Source organism: Paraburkholderia oxyphila NBRC 105797, assembly GCF_000685075.1.
Classification (GTDB): Bacteria; Pseudomonadota; Gammaproteobacteria; order Burkholderiales; family Burkholderiaceae; genus Paraburkholderia; species Paraburkholderia oxyphila.
In genome coordinates this window covers 18,166-37,915 of record NZ_BAYD01000015.1, presented here as the reverse complement: position 1 = coordinate 37,915, position 19,750 = coordinate 18,166, and the positions used below count along the sequence as shown (strand labels likewise).

The 19,750-nt window shown below is 67.0% G+C and carries 16 protein-coding genes; 4 read left to right on the top strand and 12 right to left on the bottom strand.

Features of this window, described 5'->3' with window-relative positions:
- Nucleotide 1 precedes the first annotated feature (1 nt).
- The 9 genes from BO1_RS50820 to BO1_RS12950 all read right to left on the bottom strand — a co-directional run bounded on the left by BO1_RS50820 (nucleotide 2) and on the right by BO1_RS12950 (nucleotide 11,363).
- The gene (locus BO1_RS50820) at nucleotides 2-2,116 is read right to left on the bottom strand and encodes an EAL domain-containing protein (RefSeq protein WP_052409440.1); all 2,115 of its coding nucleotides are present in this window, start codon (nucleotides 2,114-2,116) and stop codon (nucleotides 2-4) included.
- 335 nt (nucleotides 2,117-2,451) lie between these two features.
- A complete protein-coding gene (locus tag BO1_RS12985) occupies nucleotides 2,452-3,435 on the bottom strand; it encodes a DUF1177 domain-containing protein (protein ID WP_028217933.1) in 984 nt (327 codons plus the stop codon).
- Between the two features lie 65 nt (nucleotides 3,436-3,500).
- Nucleotides 3,501-4,646, bottom strand: a complete 1,146-nt coding sequence (locus tag BO1_RS12980) for a porin (RefSeq protein WP_028217932.1) — start codon at nucleotides 4,644-4,646, stop codon at nucleotides 3,501-3,503.
- Between the two features lie 56 nt (nucleotides 4,647-4,702).
- The gene (gene pepE / locus BO1_RS12975) at nucleotides 4,703-5,458 is read right to left on the bottom strand and encodes a dipeptidase PepE (protein ID WP_028217931.1); all 756 of its coding nucleotides are present in this window, start codon (nucleotides 5,456-5,458) and stop codon (nucleotides 4,703-4,705) included.
- A 28-nt stretch (nucleotides 5,459-5,486) separates the two neighbouring features.
- On the bottom strand, nucleotides 5,487-6,674 hold the full coding sequence (locus BO1_RS12970; RefSeq protein WP_028217930.1) for an aminotransferase class V-fold PLP-dependent enzyme: 1,188 nt from the start codon (nucleotides 6,672-6,674) through the stop codon (nucleotides 5,487-5,489).
- A gap of 28 nt (nucleotides 6,675-6,702) precedes the next feature.
- On the bottom strand, nucleotides 6,703-8,313 hold the full coding sequence (locus BO1_RS12965) for an OPT/YSL family transporter (RefSeq protein ID WP_043284729.1): 1,611 nt from the start codon (nucleotides 8,311-8,313) through the stop codon (nucleotides 6,703-6,705).
- 81 nt (nucleotides 8,314-8,394) lie between these two features.
- On the bottom strand, nucleotides 8,395-9,135 hold the full coding sequence (locus BO1_RS12960) for an IclR family transcriptional regulator (protein WP_028217928.1): 741 nt from the start codon (nucleotides 9,133-9,135) through the stop codon (nucleotides 8,395-8,397).
- A 247-nt stretch (nucleotides 9,136-9,382) separates the two neighbouring features.
- Nucleotides 9,383-10,342 carry a 2-hydroxyacid dehydrogenase gene (locus BO1_RS12955; protein WP_245643782.1) on the bottom strand — a complete coding sequence of 320 codons (960 nt, stop codon included), beginning with the start codon at nucleotides 10,340-10,342 and terminating at the stop codon, nucleotides 9,383-9,385.
- Between the two features lie 49 nt (nucleotides 10,343-10,391).
- Entirely contained in the window at nucleotides 10,392-11,363 is a 972-nt protein-coding gene (locus BO1_RS12950; RefSeq protein ID WP_028217926.1) for an AraC family transcriptional regulator, read from the bottom strand.
- Between the two features lie 327 nt (nucleotides 11,364-11,690).
- Between BO1_RS12950 and BO1_RS12945 the strand changes: the two genes are divergently transcribed.
- Entirely contained in the window at nucleotides 11,691-12,743 is a 1,053-nt protein-coding gene (locus tag BO1_RS12945) for an NAD(P)-dependent alcohol dehydrogenase (RefSeq protein ID WP_028217925.1), read from the top strand.
- 292 nt (nucleotides 12,744-13,035) lie between these two features.
- Nucleotides 13,036-13,992, top strand: coding sequence for a LysR family transcriptional regulator (locus tag BO1_RS12940; RefSeq protein WP_028217924.1), 957 nt, complete (start codon nucleotides 13,036-13,038; stop codon nucleotides 13,990-13,992).
- Nucleotides 13,993-14,058: 66 nt separating this feature from the next.
- Here the strand turns inward: BO1_RS12940 and BO1_RS12935 are convergent, their stop codons facing one another.
- The gene (locus BO1_RS12935) at nucleotides 14,059-14,748 is read right to left on the bottom strand and encodes a C39 family peptidase (protein WP_084687923.1); all 690 of its coding nucleotides are present in this window, start codon (nucleotides 14,746-14,748) and stop codon (nucleotides 14,059-14,061) included.
- Between the two features lie 346 nt (nucleotides 14,749-15,094).
- Here BO1_RS12935 and BO1_RS12930 point away from each other — a divergent pair, with 346 nt between their 5' ends.
- The gene (locus BO1_RS12930; RefSeq protein ID WP_028217922.1) at nucleotides 15,095-15,949 is read left to right on the top strand and encodes a helix-turn-helix domain-containing protein; all 855 of its coding nucleotides are present in this window, start codon (nucleotides 15,095-15,097) and stop codon (nucleotides 15,947-15,949) included.
- A 96-nt stretch (nucleotides 15,950-16,045) separates the two neighbouring features.
- Here BO1_RS12930 and BO1_RS50815 read toward each other — a convergent pair whose 3' ends face one another.
- Nucleotides 16,046-17,956: an ATP-binding response regulator gene (locus tag BO1_RS50815; protein WP_063744680.1), complete on the bottom strand. Its 1,911-nt coding sequence runs from the start codon at nucleotides 17,954-17,956 to the stop codon at nucleotides 16,046-16,048.
- Nucleotides 17,957-17,963: 7 nt separating this feature from the next.
- Nucleotides 17,964-18,536, bottom strand: a complete 573-nt coding sequence (locus tag BO1_RS50810; protein ID WP_084687922.1) for a molybdopterin-dependent oxidoreductase — start codon at nucleotides 18,534-18,536, stop codon at nucleotides 17,964-17,966.
- Between the two features lie 249 nt (nucleotides 18,537-18,785).
- On the opposite strand from BO1_RS50810, the gene BO1_RS12915 reads away from it, so the two are divergent.
- On the top strand, nucleotides 18,786-19,733 hold the full coding sequence (locus BO1_RS12915) for a phosphoribosyltransferase (protein ID WP_028217921.1): 948 nt from the start codon (nucleotides 18,786-18,788) through the stop codon (nucleotides 19,731-19,733).
- Nucleotides 19,734-19,750: the final 17 nt, after the last annotated feature.

Here is a 19,750-nt window from a genome sequence, read left to right as displayed (position 1 = left end):
CTCAGTGCGTGTGTGACGGCACAGGCTCGGGGATGTGAGTCTCGTGCGCCGTCGCCGCGATGGCACTCATGAGGCGATCGCGCGCGGCGCGCCACGCGTCGCTCTCGCGGCCGCCTTCCAGCAAGGCGCGCAGGAGATCGCGCTGAAGCGCCTCACGCGCCTCGCCTGCCGGCAGCACGTCGCCGAGTCCCACCAGCGCGTCGGCCAGCGGCGTGTTCGCGACAACCGCAGCGGCTTTGAGGAGATCGCGCGCCGCGCCGGGCGCGGCCGCGATCATGAGCACCCGTTCTTCCCACACCACGAAGCGTGCGAGCCGCGCAAGCACGCTCTCGCCCGCGCGCGCGCCGGGCGCGCCGGGCGCTTCGTGCACTTCGCGCGCCTCGTCGCCGGCAATCCATGCGGGCAGTTGCGCGGCCGGCATGGGCCGCGCGATCACGTAGCCCTGTGCGCCGTCCACGCCGAGTATCGCGAGCGCCGCCAGCAGATCCGGCGAATCGACACCCTCCGCCAGCACGAGCTTGCCCAGCGAATGGCCGAGACGCGTCACCTGATACACCACGCGCAGCGCATCGAGCGCCGTGTCGCCATCGAGATGGGCGATCTCGCGGTCGATCTTGATCCAGTCGAACGGCAATTCGCGCAGCCGCGCGAGCCCGCTATGCCCCGAGCCGAGATCGTCCTGTGCGAGCAGCACGCCCAGCGCACGAAACTTTCCGAGAATCGAGCGCTGCCCCTCGTTCAGTGAGAATGCTTCGGTCTCCAGAACTTCCAGCGTGAGCTGCGCGCTCGGGCACGCGTAGGTCTGCAGCGCCTCGCGGGCCGCCTCGAAATAGCGGATGTCGTTGAGCGCGGCCGGCGGCAGGTTGATCGAAATTGCCAGATCGTGTCCCGCCGCGAGCCATTGGCGGCGGTCGGCCAGCGCCTGGTGCAGCCCGCGCGCGAACAGCTCGAGCAGATCGTCGGAGGCCAGCGCGAAGAGAAATTCGTCGGGCATGAGCAGGCGCTCGCCGTCGCGCAGGCGCGCGAGCGCCTCCACCTTGCGGCAGCGGCCCGTGGCCAGATTCAGCAGCGGCTGATAGTGCATCTGCAGCGCGCCCGTACGCACAAGCGCCGCCCAGTGCTGGCGCACGCTCATCGGCACCGCGGCGCCGTGCATCCCCTCCTGGGTCTGCAGGCGCGTGACCGCGCAGCCGAGCAGCGTCTGCAATAGTTCGACGAAAGCCACCTGGTCTGGTCCGACGAAACCGCCCGGCCATGCGCTATAGAGCATCAGGATCGCGATCGGCGGCTGGCCGGTCGCGGCGAGCGGCAGCGCAACGGCGGAGCGCAAGCCCTCGCGCGCGGCGACATCGCGCCAGCGGGCGACGAGCGGATCGGTCTGATAATTGACGACGCGCTCGGCCTTGCCGCTGCGCCAGGCGCGCCCCACGGCGCCCTGCCCGCATGGGTGGTCGGCGCGCACGCTGATGACGTGCCCCTCCTCCGTCAGCGCGTCGATCAACCCGCCACCGCCGTCCGCGCCGCTGCGGCCTGGGTGCCCCCGGCCGCCCGCGCCCGCCTCGAAGTGGAAGATTCCGGCCGCATCGGGACGACCGATCGCGCATCCCGTCACCTCGTCGTGATCCGAAAGCGCGGCAATGACCTGGTCGATGAAATGGGTATAGCTGCCCGCCTCCCAGACGATGCGCGTGATGCGCTGAAGCACCTCCTGCTGCGAATCCTGCACCGCCTGATACGCCTTCAGTTGCCAGGCGGTGTCCGCAATCAGGCGCCGCGCGTAGAGCGAGAGCGCCTGGCGGCTCACATTGCGCCCGATCTGCTTGTCGACGAGTTCCTGCAGGATGCCGCGGCTGCGCACGAGCTCTTCCTTGTCGAGCCCGACGATGGCATGGATGCGCCCGACGCGCATCGCCATTTCGGCGCGCTCCTGCGAGGTCGATGACGGCTGCGCGAGTGCGAGCAGGTTCTGCACCTGCCGCGTCTTCAGATGCGCGAGTTCCTCTCCCGACAGCATTTCGAGGATGCGCCGGGACTTGGGCAAGCGCGCCAATTCCTCATAGAAGTCGTTCACCACGAGGTCGGCGGTTCGGTGCAATGCCTCGATCAAAGTTTGCATGCGTAACGTCTCATGGCTCCCGGGACCGGGAAGTCGGCCGCCCGTGCGCGGCGCGCAAGGCAGCGAGCGAGACTTCGTCGCTCAACGGAAGATGATACGGCATGCATAACCGCGCGGATGGCCGCCACTGTGGAGACTTTCTTCGGCACGTGGTCCAGCGTACATAGCCGGGGGACGAAGAAAGGAAGTCCGGGGCGAATCGGAGCAGTGCAAGCTACCTTGGCGCACCTTAAGGCGGCCTTAAGTCGGCATCGGGTTGCCCTTGATTTCGTCTTTAGACGCCCCCCGAGGTGCACCGCCGCCAACGGCCAGCAACGCCCGGGGGTCAGGATGGGTCAGGCGCGGCGCAGCTCCGCATGGCCGTAGGTCTGGAACACCGAAAGATCGGGGTACGCTTGCCGGATCTTCTGCCATTCGGCCGCGTTGTAGAACTCGCACGGGTTGTCCGGCGACGCCACCGTGAAGCGCTTGGCCACCTCCACGCAAAAGCGCACCGCTTCCGCGATGTCGACTTCGTGATTGGCGCTCGAATCGCTGCCGCCCACCACGGACTGCGCCGTGAGCGCCACGCCGACCACCGGCGCAGACGTCGCGGCGTGTGGCTGCATGATGCTGTTGAAGTGGTACAGGCCGTTGTCGTACGGCGTGATGTCCTGCTGGCTGATCGGCAGCGTGAACGCGGGGCGGCCCGTGGTCGATTCCATGATGTTCACGAGATCGGGCGACATGCGCAGGATATAGCCCTGCATCGCGGTCGGCGAAATCGCGAAGCCGCGCTGCTTGACGATGCGGTTACCCTTGGACGCATCGATCGAGAGGATCGCGTCCATCTCGGGCGACACCTGGTACTGGTTCATGGTCGCCGACGACACCGGCATGCCGGCAAACGGCACGCCGTCGTTATAGCTGATCGAGACGTCTTTCGCGATGTGCGTGGTGACGATCACGTCGCCCGGCAGGTCGTCGCCGGCCGCCTTCATCTTCGCCAGCTTGAGCGCGGTGGCGATGGATCCGATCGGTCCATCCGCGTCCGAAATCATGCCGATGCGCACGGGCCGGCCGCCGATCGCGCCGTTGCGGCCAATCACGCCGAGGGTGCGCGCGTTGCCGCCCGCGGTCTTGCCGGTCGCGCCCGGAATCAGGATCGAAATGAAATCGGTCGTTTTGGCTGCATCCGCGGGCGGCTCGCCTGCGACGGTCGTCACGGTCACCTTCACGCCCATCTCCACATACGGAGCGAACATGGCGACGATGGATTGCCCGTTGACCTTCGCACTGTCGAGCGCTTCGTGGACCGTCAGCGTACATTGCAAAGACATACTTTCCTACCTCCTTTGTACAACTAAATTAGTACCTGACGTGTTATCGGCAGGCAACACCTGTTTCAGAAGCGGTGACGCAATCCCGCAAACGTGGATACCTGTTCGTTGCGGCCATTGAGGCCCGTGCCCCCCGCTGCGGCGGCGTTGGTGGTCGTATTGCCGAACAGGCCGGCCCAGCCGCCCGTGACGCGTTCGTAGGCGGCGGCAAAATAAACATCGGTGCGCTTGCTCAGCGAGTAGTCGAGCACGCCGTACGCCGTCGTGCGCGTGCCGCTGAACGACTCGGCGAGCGTACGGTCGTACATGCCGGCGCCGATCAGCTGCCACTGCGGCGCAATGTGCCAGCCGGCGCCCACCGTGAAGAAGTCGTCGCGCCGGTGGCTCGCGAACACCCGGTTGATCGCCACGGCCGCCGTGGGCGAGCCGGACGTCATGCTCGTGATCGACGCGGTATCCTCACCGCCGTTGGACGAGTCGAAGCCGGCCTCCCGATCGCTGTGCAAGTAGTTCGCATAGAGATCCACCGGTCCCGCCGGCACCTTGACGCCCGCCAGATAGATGCGCGCGTAGCGATCCTGCGTATCGTTGGTCTGCTGGACATCCACGATCGCCGTCACACTGGGCTGCGCGTACTTGAGCCCCGCGGAGATCGACGAGCGCGCACGCGTATCCCCGGCAATGCCGCCCACCGCGTATTGCACGATTGCCTGCAAGGGACCATAGCTGCCCGTGTAGCTGAGCGCGTTGTCGTAGCGCTGGCCGGTCAGGTAAACCTGCCACGAGTTGGTCGGCGCGGCCCCCACGCCGAGCGGATCGACGTAGTAGAGCATGGTGTTGGCCGTGGTGTACTGGCGACCCAGCGCGAACTCGCCGTAGCGTTGCTGGCCAAGCTTGACGAACGCCTGGCGGCCGAACAGCTGCCCCTGCTGGTCGAGCTTGCCATTGTTGGCGAGAAAGCCGTTCTCGAGCGTGAACCCGGCGTACCAGCCACCGCCGATGTCTTCCTTGCCAGTCAGGCCAAAGCGGCTGCCGGAGAGAAAGCCCTCGTTGCCCTGCTGCATCGCCCAGGTGGACGAGCCCGCCGGATTGGTGTGGGTCTGGTAACTGATCCCGACGTCAACGATGCCGTAAAGCGTCACGGTGGATTGCGCATGCGCGTGCATCGCCGCGCCCGCGCTGAGCGCGAGCGCCACATACTGCTTCTTCATTGATTTGATCTCCCTGATTTGCCTGCGTCTTGCGCGCAGCTGGCTTATGTGCCGGCCTATACGCTGAATCGTGCCCAGTTCTGCAGTCCCGCGGGGCCGGTAATCCGGCTCAGCGCGAATGACTCGTTTTCGGCGAGCTTCGTCACCGTGTCCTTGCTCTCGAAGTGGAGCGCACCGCGCTCGCCGAGCACCGTGCCGGTGGTGCCATCGCTCAGCAGCGCCGAGCCCTCCGGCAGCGCGAAGACCTGCTCGGGTGCGTTGATCTCGAGGAATTCGGCGAGGCGCTCTTCGCGGCTCTCGCCGTTGTGCCCGGCCGGCTTGCCGCTAATGAAGTGCGGATTGATCTGGAACGGCACGAGCGCCAGCGCCTTGAGCGTCGGCGGCTGCACGATCGGCATGTCATTAGTCGTGCGAATGGTCTGGCACGCGACATTGCTGCCGGCGCTCCAGCCAATATAGGGCGTGCCGGCCTGCACTTTCGCCCGGATCGCTTCGACGATGTCGGCCTCGTACATGCGCTTGAGCAGCGCGAACGTGTTGCCGCCGCCGACCGCGATGGCGTCCGCCTGCTCGATCGCCGCGCGCGGGTTGGCGCTGCGGTGGATCGCTTCGAGCTCGTAGCCGAGCTGCTCGAAGACGGGCTTGACCATGCCTTCGTAGGTATCGAAGCTGAACGTCACGCCCGCGTACGGGACGAATACGACGCGCCGTTTTTCCCGGCGCAGCACAGCGTGGATCTGGTCGCCCGCGTGTTCGAGGTAGCCGAGGCTGTCCTTGCGGGAGCTGCTCATGAGCAGAATGCGTTGGTTCATGGTCTGTCTTCCGGTTCAGTGGTCGGGATCAACGGGAAATCGCCGCGCTAACGAGCGCCGTCACGCGGTCGATCTCTTCGTGCGTGTTGAAGTAATGCAGTGAGACGCGCGCCATCGTGGACACGCCGTAGCGCGCGAGAATGGCATCGGCCATGAAATTGCCGGCCTCGATGATGCAGCTATGCTGCTCCAGCCCGGCGACGATCGCGGCCGGATCGATGCCGCGCACGTTGAACGGCACGATGCCGATACGCTGCGAAGCGTCGCGCGGGCCATACAGCTCGAAGCCGGGCAAGCCGGCCAGGCGCTCGACCGCATAGGCCGTGAGTTCGCGCACGCGCGCCTCGATGGCGTCGATGCCGATGGCTTGCGCATAGGTCAGCGCCGCACCAAGCCCGAGAATGGCGGGCACGATGGGGCAGCCCGCTTCGAAGCGGCGCGCGCCCGAAACGAATGAAAGCGCGCCCGTGCTCCTGTCGTAAGTGCCGTTCCACCATCCCGCGAGCGCGGGCTCCATGCCGTCGGCCAGCGCGCGACGCACGTAAAGAAAGCCCGTGCCTTCGGTGGCGCGCAGCGCCTTGCGTCCGCAGCCGGCCAGGAAATCGCACCCGAGCTCGGCCACGTCGGTGCGCACCATGCCCGCGCTCTGCGAAGCGTTGACGAGCGACAGCGCGCCATGCTCGCGCGCCACGGCGCAGATCGCCGCGGCATCCTGCAGCGCGCCCGTGGAGTTGGGCAAATGCGAGAACGTGAGCAGCCGGGTGCGGGGCGTCATCGCCTGCGCGAACGCTTGCGGGTCCAGCACGCCCTCGCTGTTGGCTGCCACCATCCGGACGGTCACGCCGCGCGTGTGCTCGAGGCGCTTCCACGGCAGCAGGTTGCTCAGCATCTCCGTGTCAGCCACGAGGATCTCGTCGCCGACTTTCCAGTCGATGCCCTGCGCGACCAGCGAAATGGCCTCGCTCGCGTTCTTCATGAACGCAATCTCGTCCGGCTGGGCGTTCAGGAACGCGGCGAGTTGCGCGCGCACCGCATCGACACGTGCATAGGTTTCCTTACGAAACGCCGGCAGATAGATGCCGATGTGACCGGTGTCGTGCAGGTAGCCGCGCACCTCGTCGAGCACCGCGTCCGGCGGCAGCGATGCGGCGGCGGTGTCCAGATAAATCGTGTTCTGCGTGAGCGGCGTATCGCGGCGAATCTGTTCTATATCCAGTGGCATGACGTTGTCTTCGAAAGCGGAATTACTTGATCTTGATGAGCGAGCGGCCGAACGTGAACAGCGCATCGCCGGCGATGACGCCGCCTGCAAACGCGCTCAGCTCGGGCGGCTCCTTGCCGCGCATGCGGCGCAGCACGAGGCGCAGCAGCAGGCCCGCCAGCACCGCGAAGCCCGCGAGCGGCGAAGTGAGCAACAGGCCCGTGGCCAGCAGCACGCCAAGCTGCCGCTTCGCGCCGCCCAGCCATTGCAGAAGCGCGCCCGGAATCGCCCACAAAGCGAGGCTGCGCGTGATCTCCCACGACGAGCCGGCCTTGATCGACGCGGCGTAGACCCGATCGACGGGTGGCAGCATGTCGCGCGCGAAGAAGCCCTTGCTGAACAGCAGGACGACTACGCCAGCCACGACGAAACCCGCCATGGCGGCGATGAACTGCTGGCGCCGCCCCGCGAGCTCGAGTTCGGGATCGCGCCCTTCGCCGCGCAGCAGGAAGCCGGTCTTGAGGTCGTAGCCCATATCGGCGAAGGCCGGGCCGGTGGCCGCCGAGAAGCCCGCGAGCACGGCCAGCGCCGTGGGCGGAAAGCCGATCAGGATGCCGATCGTCAAGGTGATGAGCGCAACGGCGAACGCGGGGAACCAGCCCGAATGCATCGCGGCGATCCCCACGATGAGCTCGTGAACATAGGCGGCGAAGGCGGCATACAGCACGAACGCGATGGCCATGCCGAGCGACATGTGCGTGAAGCCGCCGGCGAGCCCCGTGATGAGCAAGGCGATGAGCGCATAGATCACGTAGCCGCCCGCGAGGATGCGCCCCGCGCGTCCCGCCGAAGACGCCTGCGCGGCCCTTTGCGCTTGCGCGCCCGAAGCCTGGCGCGCCCGATAAATCTCGCTGCCCACCTGGATCATGGCAACCGTGCCCGCGCCGATCATGATGCCGTGTGGGATATACGCCTTGGCGATGTCGATGCCGGTCACGGCGACGGAATAGCCGCGCACCAGCAAGCCGATGCCGAACATCGTGAGCGCGGCGATGTTGCCGAGGAACGCCGCGCCGAAGGCGGACATCGGCACGCCGAGCCACGAGCCCGCGACGCCCACCAGCACGCCGAGTCCCAGAAAAGCCGCCTTGCGGCCGCCCTGGTCGCCAGCCCAGATCGCTTCCGCGGTCGCGACGCCGGACGGCCAGCTACCGGTTGCCGGGAAGGTGCGCGTGCCGAACAGGAAGTAGAGCATCGCGCCGTCCACCAGCATGGCCGCGAGCGCGCCGATCATCATCGGCAGCGAGAGCTCCGGCATGCCCACGGCATACGGCACGCCGAGCGGGATCATGAGCGAGTTGCCAGCGCCGAAGGTGGCCGACGAAATCGCCGTCTGCACGAGGTTCTGCCGCTCCAGCACGCGAAAGCGCCGCGCCACTTCGATCGGAATGCGCGAAAACACGATGGCGATCAGCGCCCCGATCACCGAGGTGTTCGCCGAAATGCCGAGCGTGACGATCAGCTGCATGCCGATGATCGCGCCGAGCACCGAGAGCGCGAGCGAAACCAGCAGCAGCAGCGGCTCCCCAAAGCGGACGCGCAGCGACGCTCGCGCCCGCGCGGCAGGGCCGTTCTGCGTGCCCTGTTCGTGCATCGTGTTCATCAATTTTTGTCTCCCTGATTGGTCTGGGCAGGCGGCCGGGCCGGTTGTGGCCTCGCGCCTGATTCGTAGTACTTAGCGCAGCAGGCCCACGACGCCCTCGATCTTGCGTTGCGCCTCGCGCAGCACATCGAGCAGGCGCGGCACGGAAGCCTCGTCGAGCCGCTGCATGGGTCCGGAGATGGCGAGCGACCCGGCCACCCGTTTGCGGTCCTTCATCCACACCGGCACGGCGATGCCAGCCACGCCCGGCGCCGACTCCTCGCTCGTATAGGCCCAGCCGTCCGTGCGGATCCGCTCGAGATGCGCGTCGAGCGCCGCACGCTCCACAGGTTCGCCGTGGGACTGAGCCTGAGCGCACAGCCCGGCCCGCGCCGCATCGGGCAGGAACGCCAGGATGGCCTTGCCGTGCGACCCCTCGTGCAGCGGGAAGCGCTGCCCTTCTTCGATGGAGAAGCGCAACTGTTGCTCGCTGTGCGCGATGTTCAGGCACAGGCCCTCGTCGCCGTCGAGCACCGAGAGGAACACCGTCTCGCCGCTTTCCTCCACCAGGCGATGCAGGACGGGGCCGACGACCTCCGTGGGCGACACCGTATGGCGCACGATCTCGCCCATTTCGAACCAGCGCAGACCGAGCGCATAGCGGCCCAGTTCGTCCTGCACCAGATAGCCCTCGGCGGCAAAGGTGGCGAGCACGCGGTGCACGACCGCGTGATGCACGCCACTCGCCTTGGCGAGTTCGCGCACGCCCCAGGCGGGTTGCTGGGCCGTGAAGTAACGCATCAGTTGAAGGGCGCTTCCCAAGCTTTTGAGCATTGTCGTCTGTCTCTCTATTAGAGACACTGTCTCTGTGTTAGAACGTAGTTTGCCGATCCCATATTCTCGAGACCATACGGGTAAACTCCGATTCGCTCGTGAAGTGCAACTTTTTGGGCGGAGGCACGGTGCAACCCGCGCCCGTTTCAAGCGCGGATGCGACCGCGGAATCTGCGGCTTGCCGCTCTGTCTGACGAGCCTCGAGCGTGCTTGCGCGCCGTCAGGATCGCGGCGCGCGCAGGCGTGTTCAGAGCGGCGTCAGCAGCGGTGCGCCCGCGAAGCACTGCGTGGCGTTCGCGATGAAGTGACGAATGCTGGCCGCGCGCACGTCGGGCGACGTGCCGGCCACGTGCGGCGTGAGCACGATGTTATCGAGCGCCACGAGCGCCTGCGGCGGCGCGGGCTCGCCCTCATAGACGTCGAGGCCGGCGCCGCCCAGCGTGCCCTGTGCGAGCGCAACGGCCAGCGCCGCCGTATCCACCACGCTGCCGCGCGAAACGTTGACGAGAAAACCCTCGGGCCCGAGCGCGTCGAGCACCGCGCGATCGATCAGGTGCTGCGTTTGCGCACCGCCCGGCGTCGCCACCACGAGGCAGTCGCTCCATTGCGCGAGCGCGAGCGGCGTGTCGAAATAGCGTGCGCTCACGCCCTCGCGCGGCGTGCGATTGTGATAGCCGATCGTCATCTCGAAGCCTGCGGCGCGCCGCGCGATCTTCGCGCCAATCTGCCCATAGCCGACGATGCCGAGACGCCGGCCCGTGAGCGTGGGCCGCATCGGCAGCGCATCGCGCCAGACACCGGCCCGGCACGCGGCATCGAACTGCGGCACCGCGCGCACGGCGGCAAGCAGGAGCGCCATCGCGTGATCGGCAACGCAATCGGCGTTCACGCCGGCCCCGTTGCACAGCGCGATGCCACGCGAGCGCGCATGATCGAGCGCGAGATTCTCATAGCCCGCGCCCAGCGCGCCCGCGAGTTCGAGCGCGGGCATGCGGTCGATTTCGTCGGCCGTGAGCCCGGTCGTGCCGTTCGTGAGCACCACGCGCACCGTGGGACCATGCTGTTCGATCGTCTGGGCGCGCTGCTGCGCATCGGGTGCATAGAGCACGTCGAAGTGCCCGGCAAGCTCGGCACGGTCGGCTCCGGTGAGCGGGATCAGCACGAGCAGGCGCGGCTTCGAGGCAGGGTTCATGGCAGCATTATTCATTCGTTATGCGAATCTGTTTTTCATGGATACCCGCGACACCAACGGCGGCTCACACCACCGTCACATAGCGCGCCGGCGCTTCCACGCGCGGCGCGGCGGCCTCGGCGGCGCTGCGCGCGCGGCGCATCTCGTCGGCGGGCGTGCAGCCGAACAGGCGCTTGAACTCGCGGCTGAACTGCGAGGCGCTCTCGTAGCCCACGCGCGTGGCCGCCGCGCTCACGTTCATGCCGTCGTGCGTGATCAAAAGGCGCGCGTGATGCAGGCGCGTGGTCTTCACGTACTGCATCGGCGAAGTCGAGGTCACGGCCTTGAAGTGCGCATGGAACACCGCGAGGCTCATGCCGGCCTCGGCGGCCAGCAAGCCCACGTCGAGATCGCCGCGGTAGTCGCTGTGAATGCGGCGCAGCGCCTTCGCGATACGGCCGAAATGCTGCTGATGCGTGAGCGCCGCGCGAATCGCATCGCCCTGCTCGCCCGTGAGCACGCGATAGCAGATCTCGCGCACGATCGCCGGCCCCAGGATGCGCGCCTCGCACGGCTGCGTGAGCGCTTCGAGCAGGCGCAGCACGGCGTTCGAGAGCGGCGCGTCGAGCGGCGTCGCGTAGATGCCCGCGGGCTCGGACATCGCGCTGCCGCGCGTGTCGTCGAGCGCCATCAGCAGCTCGGCCACCATCGTCAGATCGACGCGCACGGAAATGGCGAGCAGCGGCTTCTCGGGCGTGGCCTCGGTCTCGCACTCGAACGGCAGCGGCACGGAGAGCACGAGATATTGCTGCGCATCGTAGATGAACACCTGGTCGCCGAGAAAGCCGCGCTTGCGGCCCTGGCAGACGATGAAGATGCTCGGCTCGTACATCACCGGCCTGCGCGGATGGCTCTGGCTGCCGCGATAGAGCCGCACGCCTTCGAGCGCCGTGCAATGCACGCCGTCGTGCTGCGTGAGCTGCAGCAGCAGCTCGACCACGCGGCGCTGCATCGCGTCGTCGGGTGCCGGGCGCGACGCGTTGGCGGAGCTGGCCATGGAGACGAGCGGCGCTACCGCCGCGGCTGGCGCGAGCGCGGCACCACCGTGCGCCGCGCGGAGGGTTTGTGAGCTTTTCATGACAGTTGTCACCCTGGATTCATCGATACCGACAGAGAAACAGGCTTGTCAATCTATCACCGAACGCAGGCGCGCGTACTTCGGCAGGAGAAACAGGCAAGTCTTCGATAGCTTCAGGTATTCCCTGGGTCGGCCCCGGTCCTTAGGATGGGAACCCTGCCGCAACACCCGACACGCGTGGCGCTCGATGCGCTGCGCTGCGGCGTTTGCGCGCCCCTTGCAACTCAGATTCAGGAGTCATCGCCCATGTACCCGACTTACGGATATGCCGCCCGCGACGCCGCCTCGCCGCTCGCTCCGTTCGAATTCCAGCGCCGCGATCTGCGCGAACTCGACGTGCGTATCGACGTGCAGTTCTGCGGCGTGTGCCACTCGGACCTGCATCAGGCCCGCAACGAATGGCGCAACACGCTCTATCCGGTCGTGCCTGGCCACGAGATCGTCGGCCGCGTGACGGAAGTGGGCAAGGGCGTCACGCGCTTCAAGGTGGGCCAGCTCGTGGGCGTCGGCTGTCTCGTCGATTCGTGCCGCACCTGCGCGAGCTGCGCGGAAGGCCTCGAGCAGTATTGCGAGAACGGCTTCGTGGGCACTTATAACGGCGTCGACCGCGTGAGCGGCGACATCACCTACGGTGGCTACTCGACGCAACTCGTGGTCGACGAAGCCTTCGTGCTGCGCGTGCCCGAGAACCTCGACCCCGCGGGCGCGGCGCCGCTGCTGTGCGCGGGCATCACCACGTATTCGCCGCTGCGCACGTGGAGCGCGGGTCCGGGCAAGAAGGTCGGCATCGTGGGGCTCGGCGGCCTCGGCCACATGGGCGTGAAGCTCGCGCATGCGATGGGCGCGCACGTGGTGCTGTTCACCACCTCGCCTTCGAAGATCGAGGACGGCAAGCGCCTCGGCGCCGACGAAGTCGTGATCTCGAAAGACCCGGAGCAGATGAAGGCGCACGCCAACAGCTTCGATTTGATCATCAATACGGTGGCCGCGCAGCACGATCTGAACCCGTTCATCGAACTGCTCAAGCGCGACGGCACGCTGACGCTGGTGGGCGCGCCCGAGCACGATCACCCCTCGCCGCAAGTGTTCAACCTGATCATGAAGCGCCGCCGTCTTGCGGGCTCGCTGATCGGCGGCATTGCAGAAACGCAGGAAATGCTGGACTTCTGCGGGCAGCATGGCATCACGTCGGATATCGAAATGATCAAGATGCAGGACATCAACCACGCCTACGAGCGCATGCTCAAGAGCGATGTGAAGTACCGCTTCGTGATCGACATCGATTCGCTGCGCCAATAATCGCGCCACATACGACGCCATACCCTGCCCCGCCGGGCCGTCCATTCCGGACGGCCCAACCAGCCCTTTCGTATCGAGGCCTTCTTTTTCCCGGCCTCACGTAGTCGAGCCGGCGCTGCCGTTTGCAGTCATCGAGCGCCGCCATTGAACCGACATCGTTGCTTAACCGCCGCGCGCCCATTCCGCGAGACGCCGGCGCCGCGAAGCGCTTATGCCGCTTTGCGGTTCACCCCTTTTCTGCCGTAGCGCGGAATTCGTTCAAGCAGTCCTAACTAGACTCAGGAGCTCGCCCGTGATCGACCGCATCCAGGCGATGCGCACCTTCGTTCGCATCGTCGATACCAACAGTTTCACCAAAGCCGCGCAATCGCTCGACATGCCGCGCGCCAGTGCAACCACGCTGATGCAGAGCCTCGAAGCGCTGCTCGGCACGCAATTGCTCGTGCGTACGACGCGCCGTCTTTCGCTCACGCCCGAAGGCGCCGCGTACTACGAGCGCGCCGCGCAAATCCTTGCCGACATCGACGATGCCGAAGCGAGCGTGCGCCAGTCGCCGGGCGCGATCGGCGGCCGGCTGCGCGTGGAGATGCCGGGGCTGATCGCCAACGCGATCGTGCTGCCCGCGCTCGACGATTTCCACGCGCGCTATCCGCAGATCGATCTCGTGATCGGCGTGAGCCTGCGTAATGTCGACCTCGTCGGCGAAGGCGTGGACTGCAGCATCCAGCTCGGCGAATTGCCCGACTCGGGACTCGCCGCGCGGCGCCTCGGCGTGCTCGAACACGTGACCTGCGCGAGCCCCGCGTATCTCGCGCGCCATGGCGCGCCGCAATCGCTCGACGATCTCCCGCGGCACCCCGTGGTGAATTTCATTTCGCCGCTCACGGGCCGCCCCTTCGAGTTCGATTTCGAAGTGGACGGCAGCGCGACCAAGGTGAAGGTGGACGGCTTCGTGCATGTCTCCGACGAGTTCGCCTATCTCACCTGCGGCCTGCAAGGGTATGGGCTGGTCCAGCCGCCGCTGCTCGCGGCGCAGCCCTATCTCGACAGCGGCGCGCTCGTCGAAGTGCTGCCGCAGTGGAAGCCGCTGCCCACGCCCGTCTCGGTCGCGTTCGTGAAGTCGCGCCAGGTCTCGCCGCGCGTGCGCGTATTCGTCGACTGGCTCGCGGCGCTCTTCGAGGACGCGGGCGCGATCAATCGCGATCTGTCTCGCGTGCGGCAGTTGCTGGGGGGACTGCAGCCGGCTTGATGTAGAGACGGGCACAGTGGGCGGCACTGCCCGCGTCTTGCTCGTCTATCATCGCCCGGGTGGCGCTCACGCCAGGCGCGTGAGCGCCATCCCGCGCCGCGCGTGAAAGCGCGCGACGGTTTCATAGGATAGCCAGGCATCGGCCTGATACGGCGCGACGCCCGAGGGATTGTGGAACCACACGCCGCCATCGCTGCGTCCGTGCAGCAGGATCAGATGGCCGCCCCGATGCGCGTTCGCGCGCTCCGGATAGCGAATCTCGGGGCTCACGGAGACGATCGCGAGCGTGTCGGCGTTCAGGCGCGCGGCGCTCGCCTCGATGTCCTCGTCGGTCATCACCTCCACGCGCACGCCGAACGCCGCCTCGGCCCATGCCGCGAATGGCCGGTAGATCAGGCCGTCCACGCCGCCGTCCTCGCGCATGCGATAGACGCCGTGGCGCAGCGCATCTTCGAGCAGCCCGGCGCGCGGCGCGTGGGCAATGCCCCAGTAGTCGAGCGCGGACTCGAAGCAGGTCAGCCCGCACAGGCGCTTTGCCCAGAAGCGGTAGTCGCCGGGCAGCGCGAAGCCGCTCGCGCGCCAGCCCGGATCGTCGCACGGGTCCGCGCCCTCTTCGACGATGCGCGCCACCCAGTCCGGGCTGCCCCATTGGCTGTAGTACGGCACGTCACGATGGCGGACCTCGAGTGGCCCGGCATCGTGGCCGCGATACGTTGCGTCCTCACCCACCGGTTTCTGTGCTGGCTTGCTGGTCATTTCGTTCAATCTTTCCTCACGGCATCGCCCCGATCCCGATGCGAGTGCTGCCCCGCCAGGTAGACAGGCCCGCGGCCCAGACCGGGGAATTCGCGTAGAACGGCTATTGTCGCAAATACAATCGCGCTCGCGCGGACTCATTGGCGCCGCCGCTTGCCCCAGGAACGATTGTTGCGCCAAGATAATGTACGTCACCGTATGTTGCCGCTTAAAACTTACGCAACTGTAAAATTATGCGTTTAGAATAATGTCCGCCCACGCCTGTCAGAATTATTTCTTCCGGCAGTGGCGGCGCGGCACGAGATAATTAGCCCAAACCGACCCTCGATCCTCCCCCATTTGCAGCATGTCGAACGTTGAACATTCAACCGACTCGGTCTCGGTCGCAGAACGCGTACGCGAGCTGATGAGCCGTCATGGCATCGGCAAACGTCAGCAAACGACGGAGCTGTGCCGCATCCTCGACCTGAGCTTTTCGCAGGGCCACCGCAAGCTTCGCGGCAACAGCCCGTGGACACTCGCGCAAATCAAGAAAGTGGCCGAGGCGTTCGGCGAGCCGGCCGGGCAGCTGTTCGGCGCGCAGCTGCTCGACCCCGGCATGGTGGGCGCGAGCGCGCAGGAAGCGCTCTTGTGCGTGAGCGCCGTGGAGCTCGCCTGCACGGCCTGGATCGGTGCGCCCGTGGAGCCCGGCAGCCGCCCCGACTTCGTCGCTTACGAGAAGCAGGGGCAGTGGCGCGTGGTGCGCCCCGACGGCGCGCTCTATCAGAACGCGCGCGAAGTTCACAAGATCGAGATCTATCCGCGCCGCGCCGAGTCCGACAAGCCGCTCATCGCCGTGGTGGACGACGATCAGTCATCCGCCGACAACCTGCGCGACTATCTCGAACATTGCGGCTACACGGCGCACGCACTCTATGGCCTCGCGGCGTTCGATCATGCGCTGGAGCACAACGTGTTCGACGGCGTGGTGATCGACTGGCTGTTCGGCAGCCAGACCTCCGCCGAGGCGATCCGCAAGGTGCGCGCCTCAGAGAACCCCGACGCGCCCATCTTCGTGCTCACCGGCGAGTTGCTGACCGGCAAGGCAAGCGAGTCGGAGATCAGCCAGGTGGTGCGCCACTACAACGTGGCCTGCTACGAAAAGCCCGCGCGCATGGCGATTCTCGTCGCCGATCTTTCCAAGCGCCTCAATCGCGGCTGACACCAGCCGCATCGCAAAAATTACCAGGACTGCCAGGCTGGCGCGCCCCCAGGGCGCGCCGCCAGCGCGTGCTCTGCGCCGTGCGCTTCTGGCTGCTCAGGTCCCAAGCTTCTCGCGCGCTTCGCCGGACGTCTGCTGCGTATCCGGTAGGGTCGGCAGATGCGGCGCACGCTGCGCGCGCGGCGCATCGAGCGCGCGCAGCAGCGCCGTGCGCAGCACTTCGTAGTGCACCGGCTTGGGCAACAAGTCGAAGAACGGATTCTCGCTGTCGGCGGCAGCGGCCGCGAGCGCGGGCACATCGGCGCTCACGGCGATCACGCGCGGACGCTCGCCAATCCCCGCGCCCTCGCGCGCCTCGAGCCCCGTCACGAACGCGTAGCCGTCGCGGCCCGGCATATGCAGGTCGAGCAGCACGACGCCGCAACGCGTCTCGTCGAGGCGGGCCAGCGCGCTGTCCGCGTCGTCGGCGGCGAGTGCCGTGTAGCCCATGTGCGCGACCATCTCGCAGAGCGACTCGCGCACCAGCGGGTTGTCGTCCACCACCAGCACCTGCTGCTGCGCCTCGTCGTGGGGGGCCCGCGCGAGCACGTCGGCGACCGGCGCCACGACTGTCGTGACCGGAATCGTCACCGTGAAGGTCGTGCCCCTGCCGACGCGGCTGTCGGTTTCGATCGTGCCGCCAAACAGGTCGACGAGCCCGCGCACGATCGCGAGCCCCATGCCGGCGCCTTCGTAGCGGCGCGAACGCGAGGTATCGAGCTGCGTGAACTCCTTGAAGATCAGCGGAATCTGCGCGGCGGGCACGCCCGGACCGGTGTCGCTCACGATGATCGCCAACGTTTGCGCGAGCGGCACGCCGACATGCACGACCGCCCCGCTGACGAACTCGATGCGCACCGCGCCGCGCTCGGTGTAGCGGATCGCGTTGGTCACGAGGTTGTTGGCGATCTGGCGGATGCGGTGCGGATCGGCCACGAGCCGCCGATGCACGCCGTGGCAGGCGTACTCGAACGCGAGGCCGCGAGCGCGCGCGGCCTGCTCGTTCTCGTCGACGATCGACTGCAGGAGCTCGCGCGGGTCGAACGCTTCCTGACGCAATTCGAGCTTGCCTGCCCCAAGGCGCGCGTAGTCGGTGAGGTCCTTCATCTGCGCCTCGAGCTGGCGCGCGGCCGTTTCGAGCCGCTGGATCACCTTGCTGTCCGACTCGGAGTGCGAGTTGAAGCCGAGCAGCTCGATCGACGACACGATGGCGTGCAGCGGCGTGCGCAGCTCATGGCTGATCATGCCGAGGAACGCGTCCTTGGCCGTACTTGCCTCGCGCGCGGCGCGGCTTGCCTGGTGCTCGGCCTCGAGCGCCGCGTGCTGCTGCCGGATCAGGCGCGTGCGCCGGTAGCCGTTCATCACGAGCAGCACCGCCGCCGCCGCCGAGAGCATCAGCAGCACGAGGCCCGCCGCGAACATTTCGCGGCGCTTCGCGATGAAGTCGCGCCGGATGCCTTCGCGCTCGGTCACGTCGGCGAAGCGCCGGCTCAACGCGAGATCGGTCACCTGGGCCCACTGCGCGTCGAGCACCATCAGCATGGGCACCGCGCGCTCGGGATTCTCGGTCAGCGTCGCGATTTCGGCGTCGAACGGCACAATCGCGGCATGGATCGCGGCAAGATCGGCCTGCTGGCGCTTCATGAGCTCAGGCTTGTTCGCGAGCTTGCGCGTCGTGCTCTTCATCACGTTGAGCTTGGACTGCAGGACTTCATAGCGCAACCGCACCTTGTCGACATCGCGGTCGAGGCCGTCGGCGTAGATCAGCAACTGGCTCTCGAAGCGCGCGTAGGCGATCTGCATTTGCGCGGCGTCCCAGTAGAGGCCGTCGTAGTTGCCGGTCAGGCGCTGGACCACGTTGGGATTGAGCAGGTTCGCGTAGAGCAGATAGCCCACGGCCACCACCGGCGGCACCAGCGCGGCAACCCAGATCAGCACATGCAGCAGGCGCCGCAGCGGACGTCGCATCACCTTCTCACTGCTTGATGGTCATCGAAACGATCTGCCAGGCGAACTTGGCGTCGCCCGCCGCGCCGTCGAGTTCCATTGGGAACTGGTCGCGCGGATAGATCAGGAATAGCGGACCGAAATTGCTCACCTTCAGGCGCTTGCCATTCATCTCGTAGGCGAGCACCGCGCCGTAGCGCGCGGCGTCGGACACGGGCACGACGCAAGTGTAGTCGTCGATGGTGTGAATTTCGATCTGGCTGCCGTAAGCGCCCACGGTACTGAGCACGTCCGAAAGCAGCGGGCCCGTGAAGGTCGAGCGCGGCGTCCAGGTGGTGGACGTCACGATCGAATGCGCAGGCAGCTTGAGCAGCGCCGCCTCACTGAAGTGATAATCGGTGTGCGCAGCGTCATTGGTCACGCGCACTTCGCCGTTCACGTCGAGCTGAAGCGAGCCGTCCGAAGCGGCCAGTGCGAGCCGGGGCACCGGCAACGCGGCCACCGCCAGCAGCCCCGCGAGCGCAGCCGTGAAACGCCGGCGCTCGCGGCATGCGGGCCGGGCTTCGTGCCGGCCGTCTTGCCCGACAACAGGATCCTGCATGGCTCTCGCTCCCCTGGCGCAATATTCATTGTGTGGTCATGCCGCAGCCCTGCGCGCAGTCCTGCGTGCAGCTCTACGATATGGCCCTTTGAGTGACCCGCACCGTGCCGGTCTGCATGAGCCGGCAAGCATAGGCATAATATCGTCAAACATTAATCCGACAATAGAGGTCTTGTTCGCTGACGCACGCATCGGCAGCACGCGGCCGCGTGGCGCAACAGACCGTCATCGCACTGTCACCCCCGTCCCATGAACAAACCCGTCGTTCCGCTCACCTACGAACAGCTCGACCATTGGGTCGAATCGCTGCAGCCGCTGCTGATCGAGGAGGATTTCGCTGCGGTCGTCGGCATCCTGCGCGGCGGCGCGCCGCTCGCGCTGATGGTCTCGCACGCGACCGGCGCGAACGTGGCCTTCCTGCGCTACTCGCGCGAGACGCGCGAGGTGCGCTGGGACTCCACGCTGCCCATGCCCGAGCCGGGCTCGAAGGTGCTGGTGTGCGAGGACATTGCCGGACGGGGCCATACGCTCGTCGACTGCATCGCGTTCCTGCGCGAGCACGGCCTCGTGGTGCGCACGCTCACGGGCGCGTATGACGACCTGAGCCGGCTGCGCCCCGACTATTCGATCGACGCGAGCGGCTATTTCGCGCTGTTCCCCTGGGAGCGCCAGGCCTACACCGACCGCTATCGCGCCGACTGGTCGCGCGAGGGCTCGCGCGAAGGCACGGGCATGGGCGACGATCACGAATACGCGGTCTACGCGATCGACCTCGACGGCATTCTCCTGCCCGACATTCCGCTCTCGCGCTACGACGAAGATCTCGAAGCGGCGCTTGCCGAGCGCGACGCACTGCTGCCGCTCGAGCGCGTGCCGGACATCGACGTGAAGCACGCGCGCGCCATCATCACCGGCCGCCCCGAAATCGACCGCGAGCGCACCCAGGCATGGCTCGACCGGCACGGCTTCGGTCATCTGGAGCTGATGATGCGCGCGCCGGGCGAGCACGACGACACGCCGTCGGGCGCAGCCGCGCACAAGGCTGCCGCCGCAGTGCGCTGCGGCGTGACGCATTTCATCGAGAGCGACCCGGTGCAGGCGATCTACATCGCGCGGCTCGCACCGCTGTTGCGCGTGATCTGGTGGAACGCCCAGGCGCGCGCGGGCACGCAGATCGGCGCGTCGGCCTGGGGCTGATACGCGGGTGGTCCGGC

Bases quoted from the DNA above. Each gene is read 5' to 3' on its own strand.
- BO1_RS12985 (WP_028217933.1), bottom strand. From the start codon at position 3,435: ATGTCTTTGCAATGTACGCTGACGGTCCACGAAGCGCTCGACAGTGCG.
- BO1_RS50810 (WP_084687922.1), bottom strand. From the start codon at position 18,536: ATGCAGGATCCTGTTGTCGGGCAAGACGGCCGGCACGAAGCCCGGCCC.
- BO1_RS12935 (WP_084687923.1), bottom strand. From the start codon at position 14,748: ATGACCAGCAAGCCAGCACAGAAACCGGTGGGTGAGGACGCAACGTAT.
- BO1_RS12945 (WP_028217925.1), top strand. From the start codon at position 11,691: ATGTACCCGACTTACGGATATGCCGCCCGCGACGCCGCCTCGCCGCTC.
- BO1_RS12980 (WP_028217932.1), bottom strand. From the start codon at position 4,646: ATGAAGAAGCAGTATGTGGCGCTCGCGCTCAGCGCGGGCGCGGCGATG.
- BO1_RS12960 (WP_028217928.1), bottom strand. From the start codon at position 9,135: ATGCTCAAAAGCTTGGGAAGCGCCCTTCAACTGATGCGTTACTTCACG.
- pepE (WP_028217931.1), bottom strand. From the start codon at position 5,458: ATGAACCAACGCATTCTGCTCATGAGCAGCTCCCGCAAGGACAGCCTC.
- BO1_RS50815 (WP_063744680.1), bottom strand. From the start codon at position 17,956: ATGCGACGTCCGCTGCGGCGCCTGCTGCATGTGCTGATCTGGGTTGCC.
- BO1_RS12955 (WP_245643782.1), bottom strand. From the start codon at position 10,342: ATGAATAATGCTGCCATGAACCCTGCCTCGAAGCCGCGCCTGCTCGTG.
- BO1_RS12915 (WP_028217921.1), top strand. From the start codon at position 18,786: ATGAACAAACCCGTCGTTCCGCTCACCTACGAACAGCTCGACCATTGG.
- BO1_RS12930 (WP_028217922.1), top strand. From the start codon at position 15,095: ATGTCGAACGTTGAACATTCAACCGACTCGGTCTCGGTCGCAGAACGC.
- BO1_RS12965 (WP_043284729.1), bottom strand. From the start codon at position 8,313: ATGCACGAACAGGGCACGCAGAACGGCCCTGCCGCGCGGGCGCGAGCG.
- BO1_RS50820 (WP_052409440.1), bottom strand. From the start codon at position 2,116: ATGCAAACTTTGATCGAGGCATTGCACCGAACCGCCGACCTCGTGGTG.
- BO1_RS12950 (WP_028217926.1), bottom strand. From the start codon at position 11,363: ATGGCCAGCTCCGCCAACGCGTCGCGCCCGGCACCCGACGACGCGATG.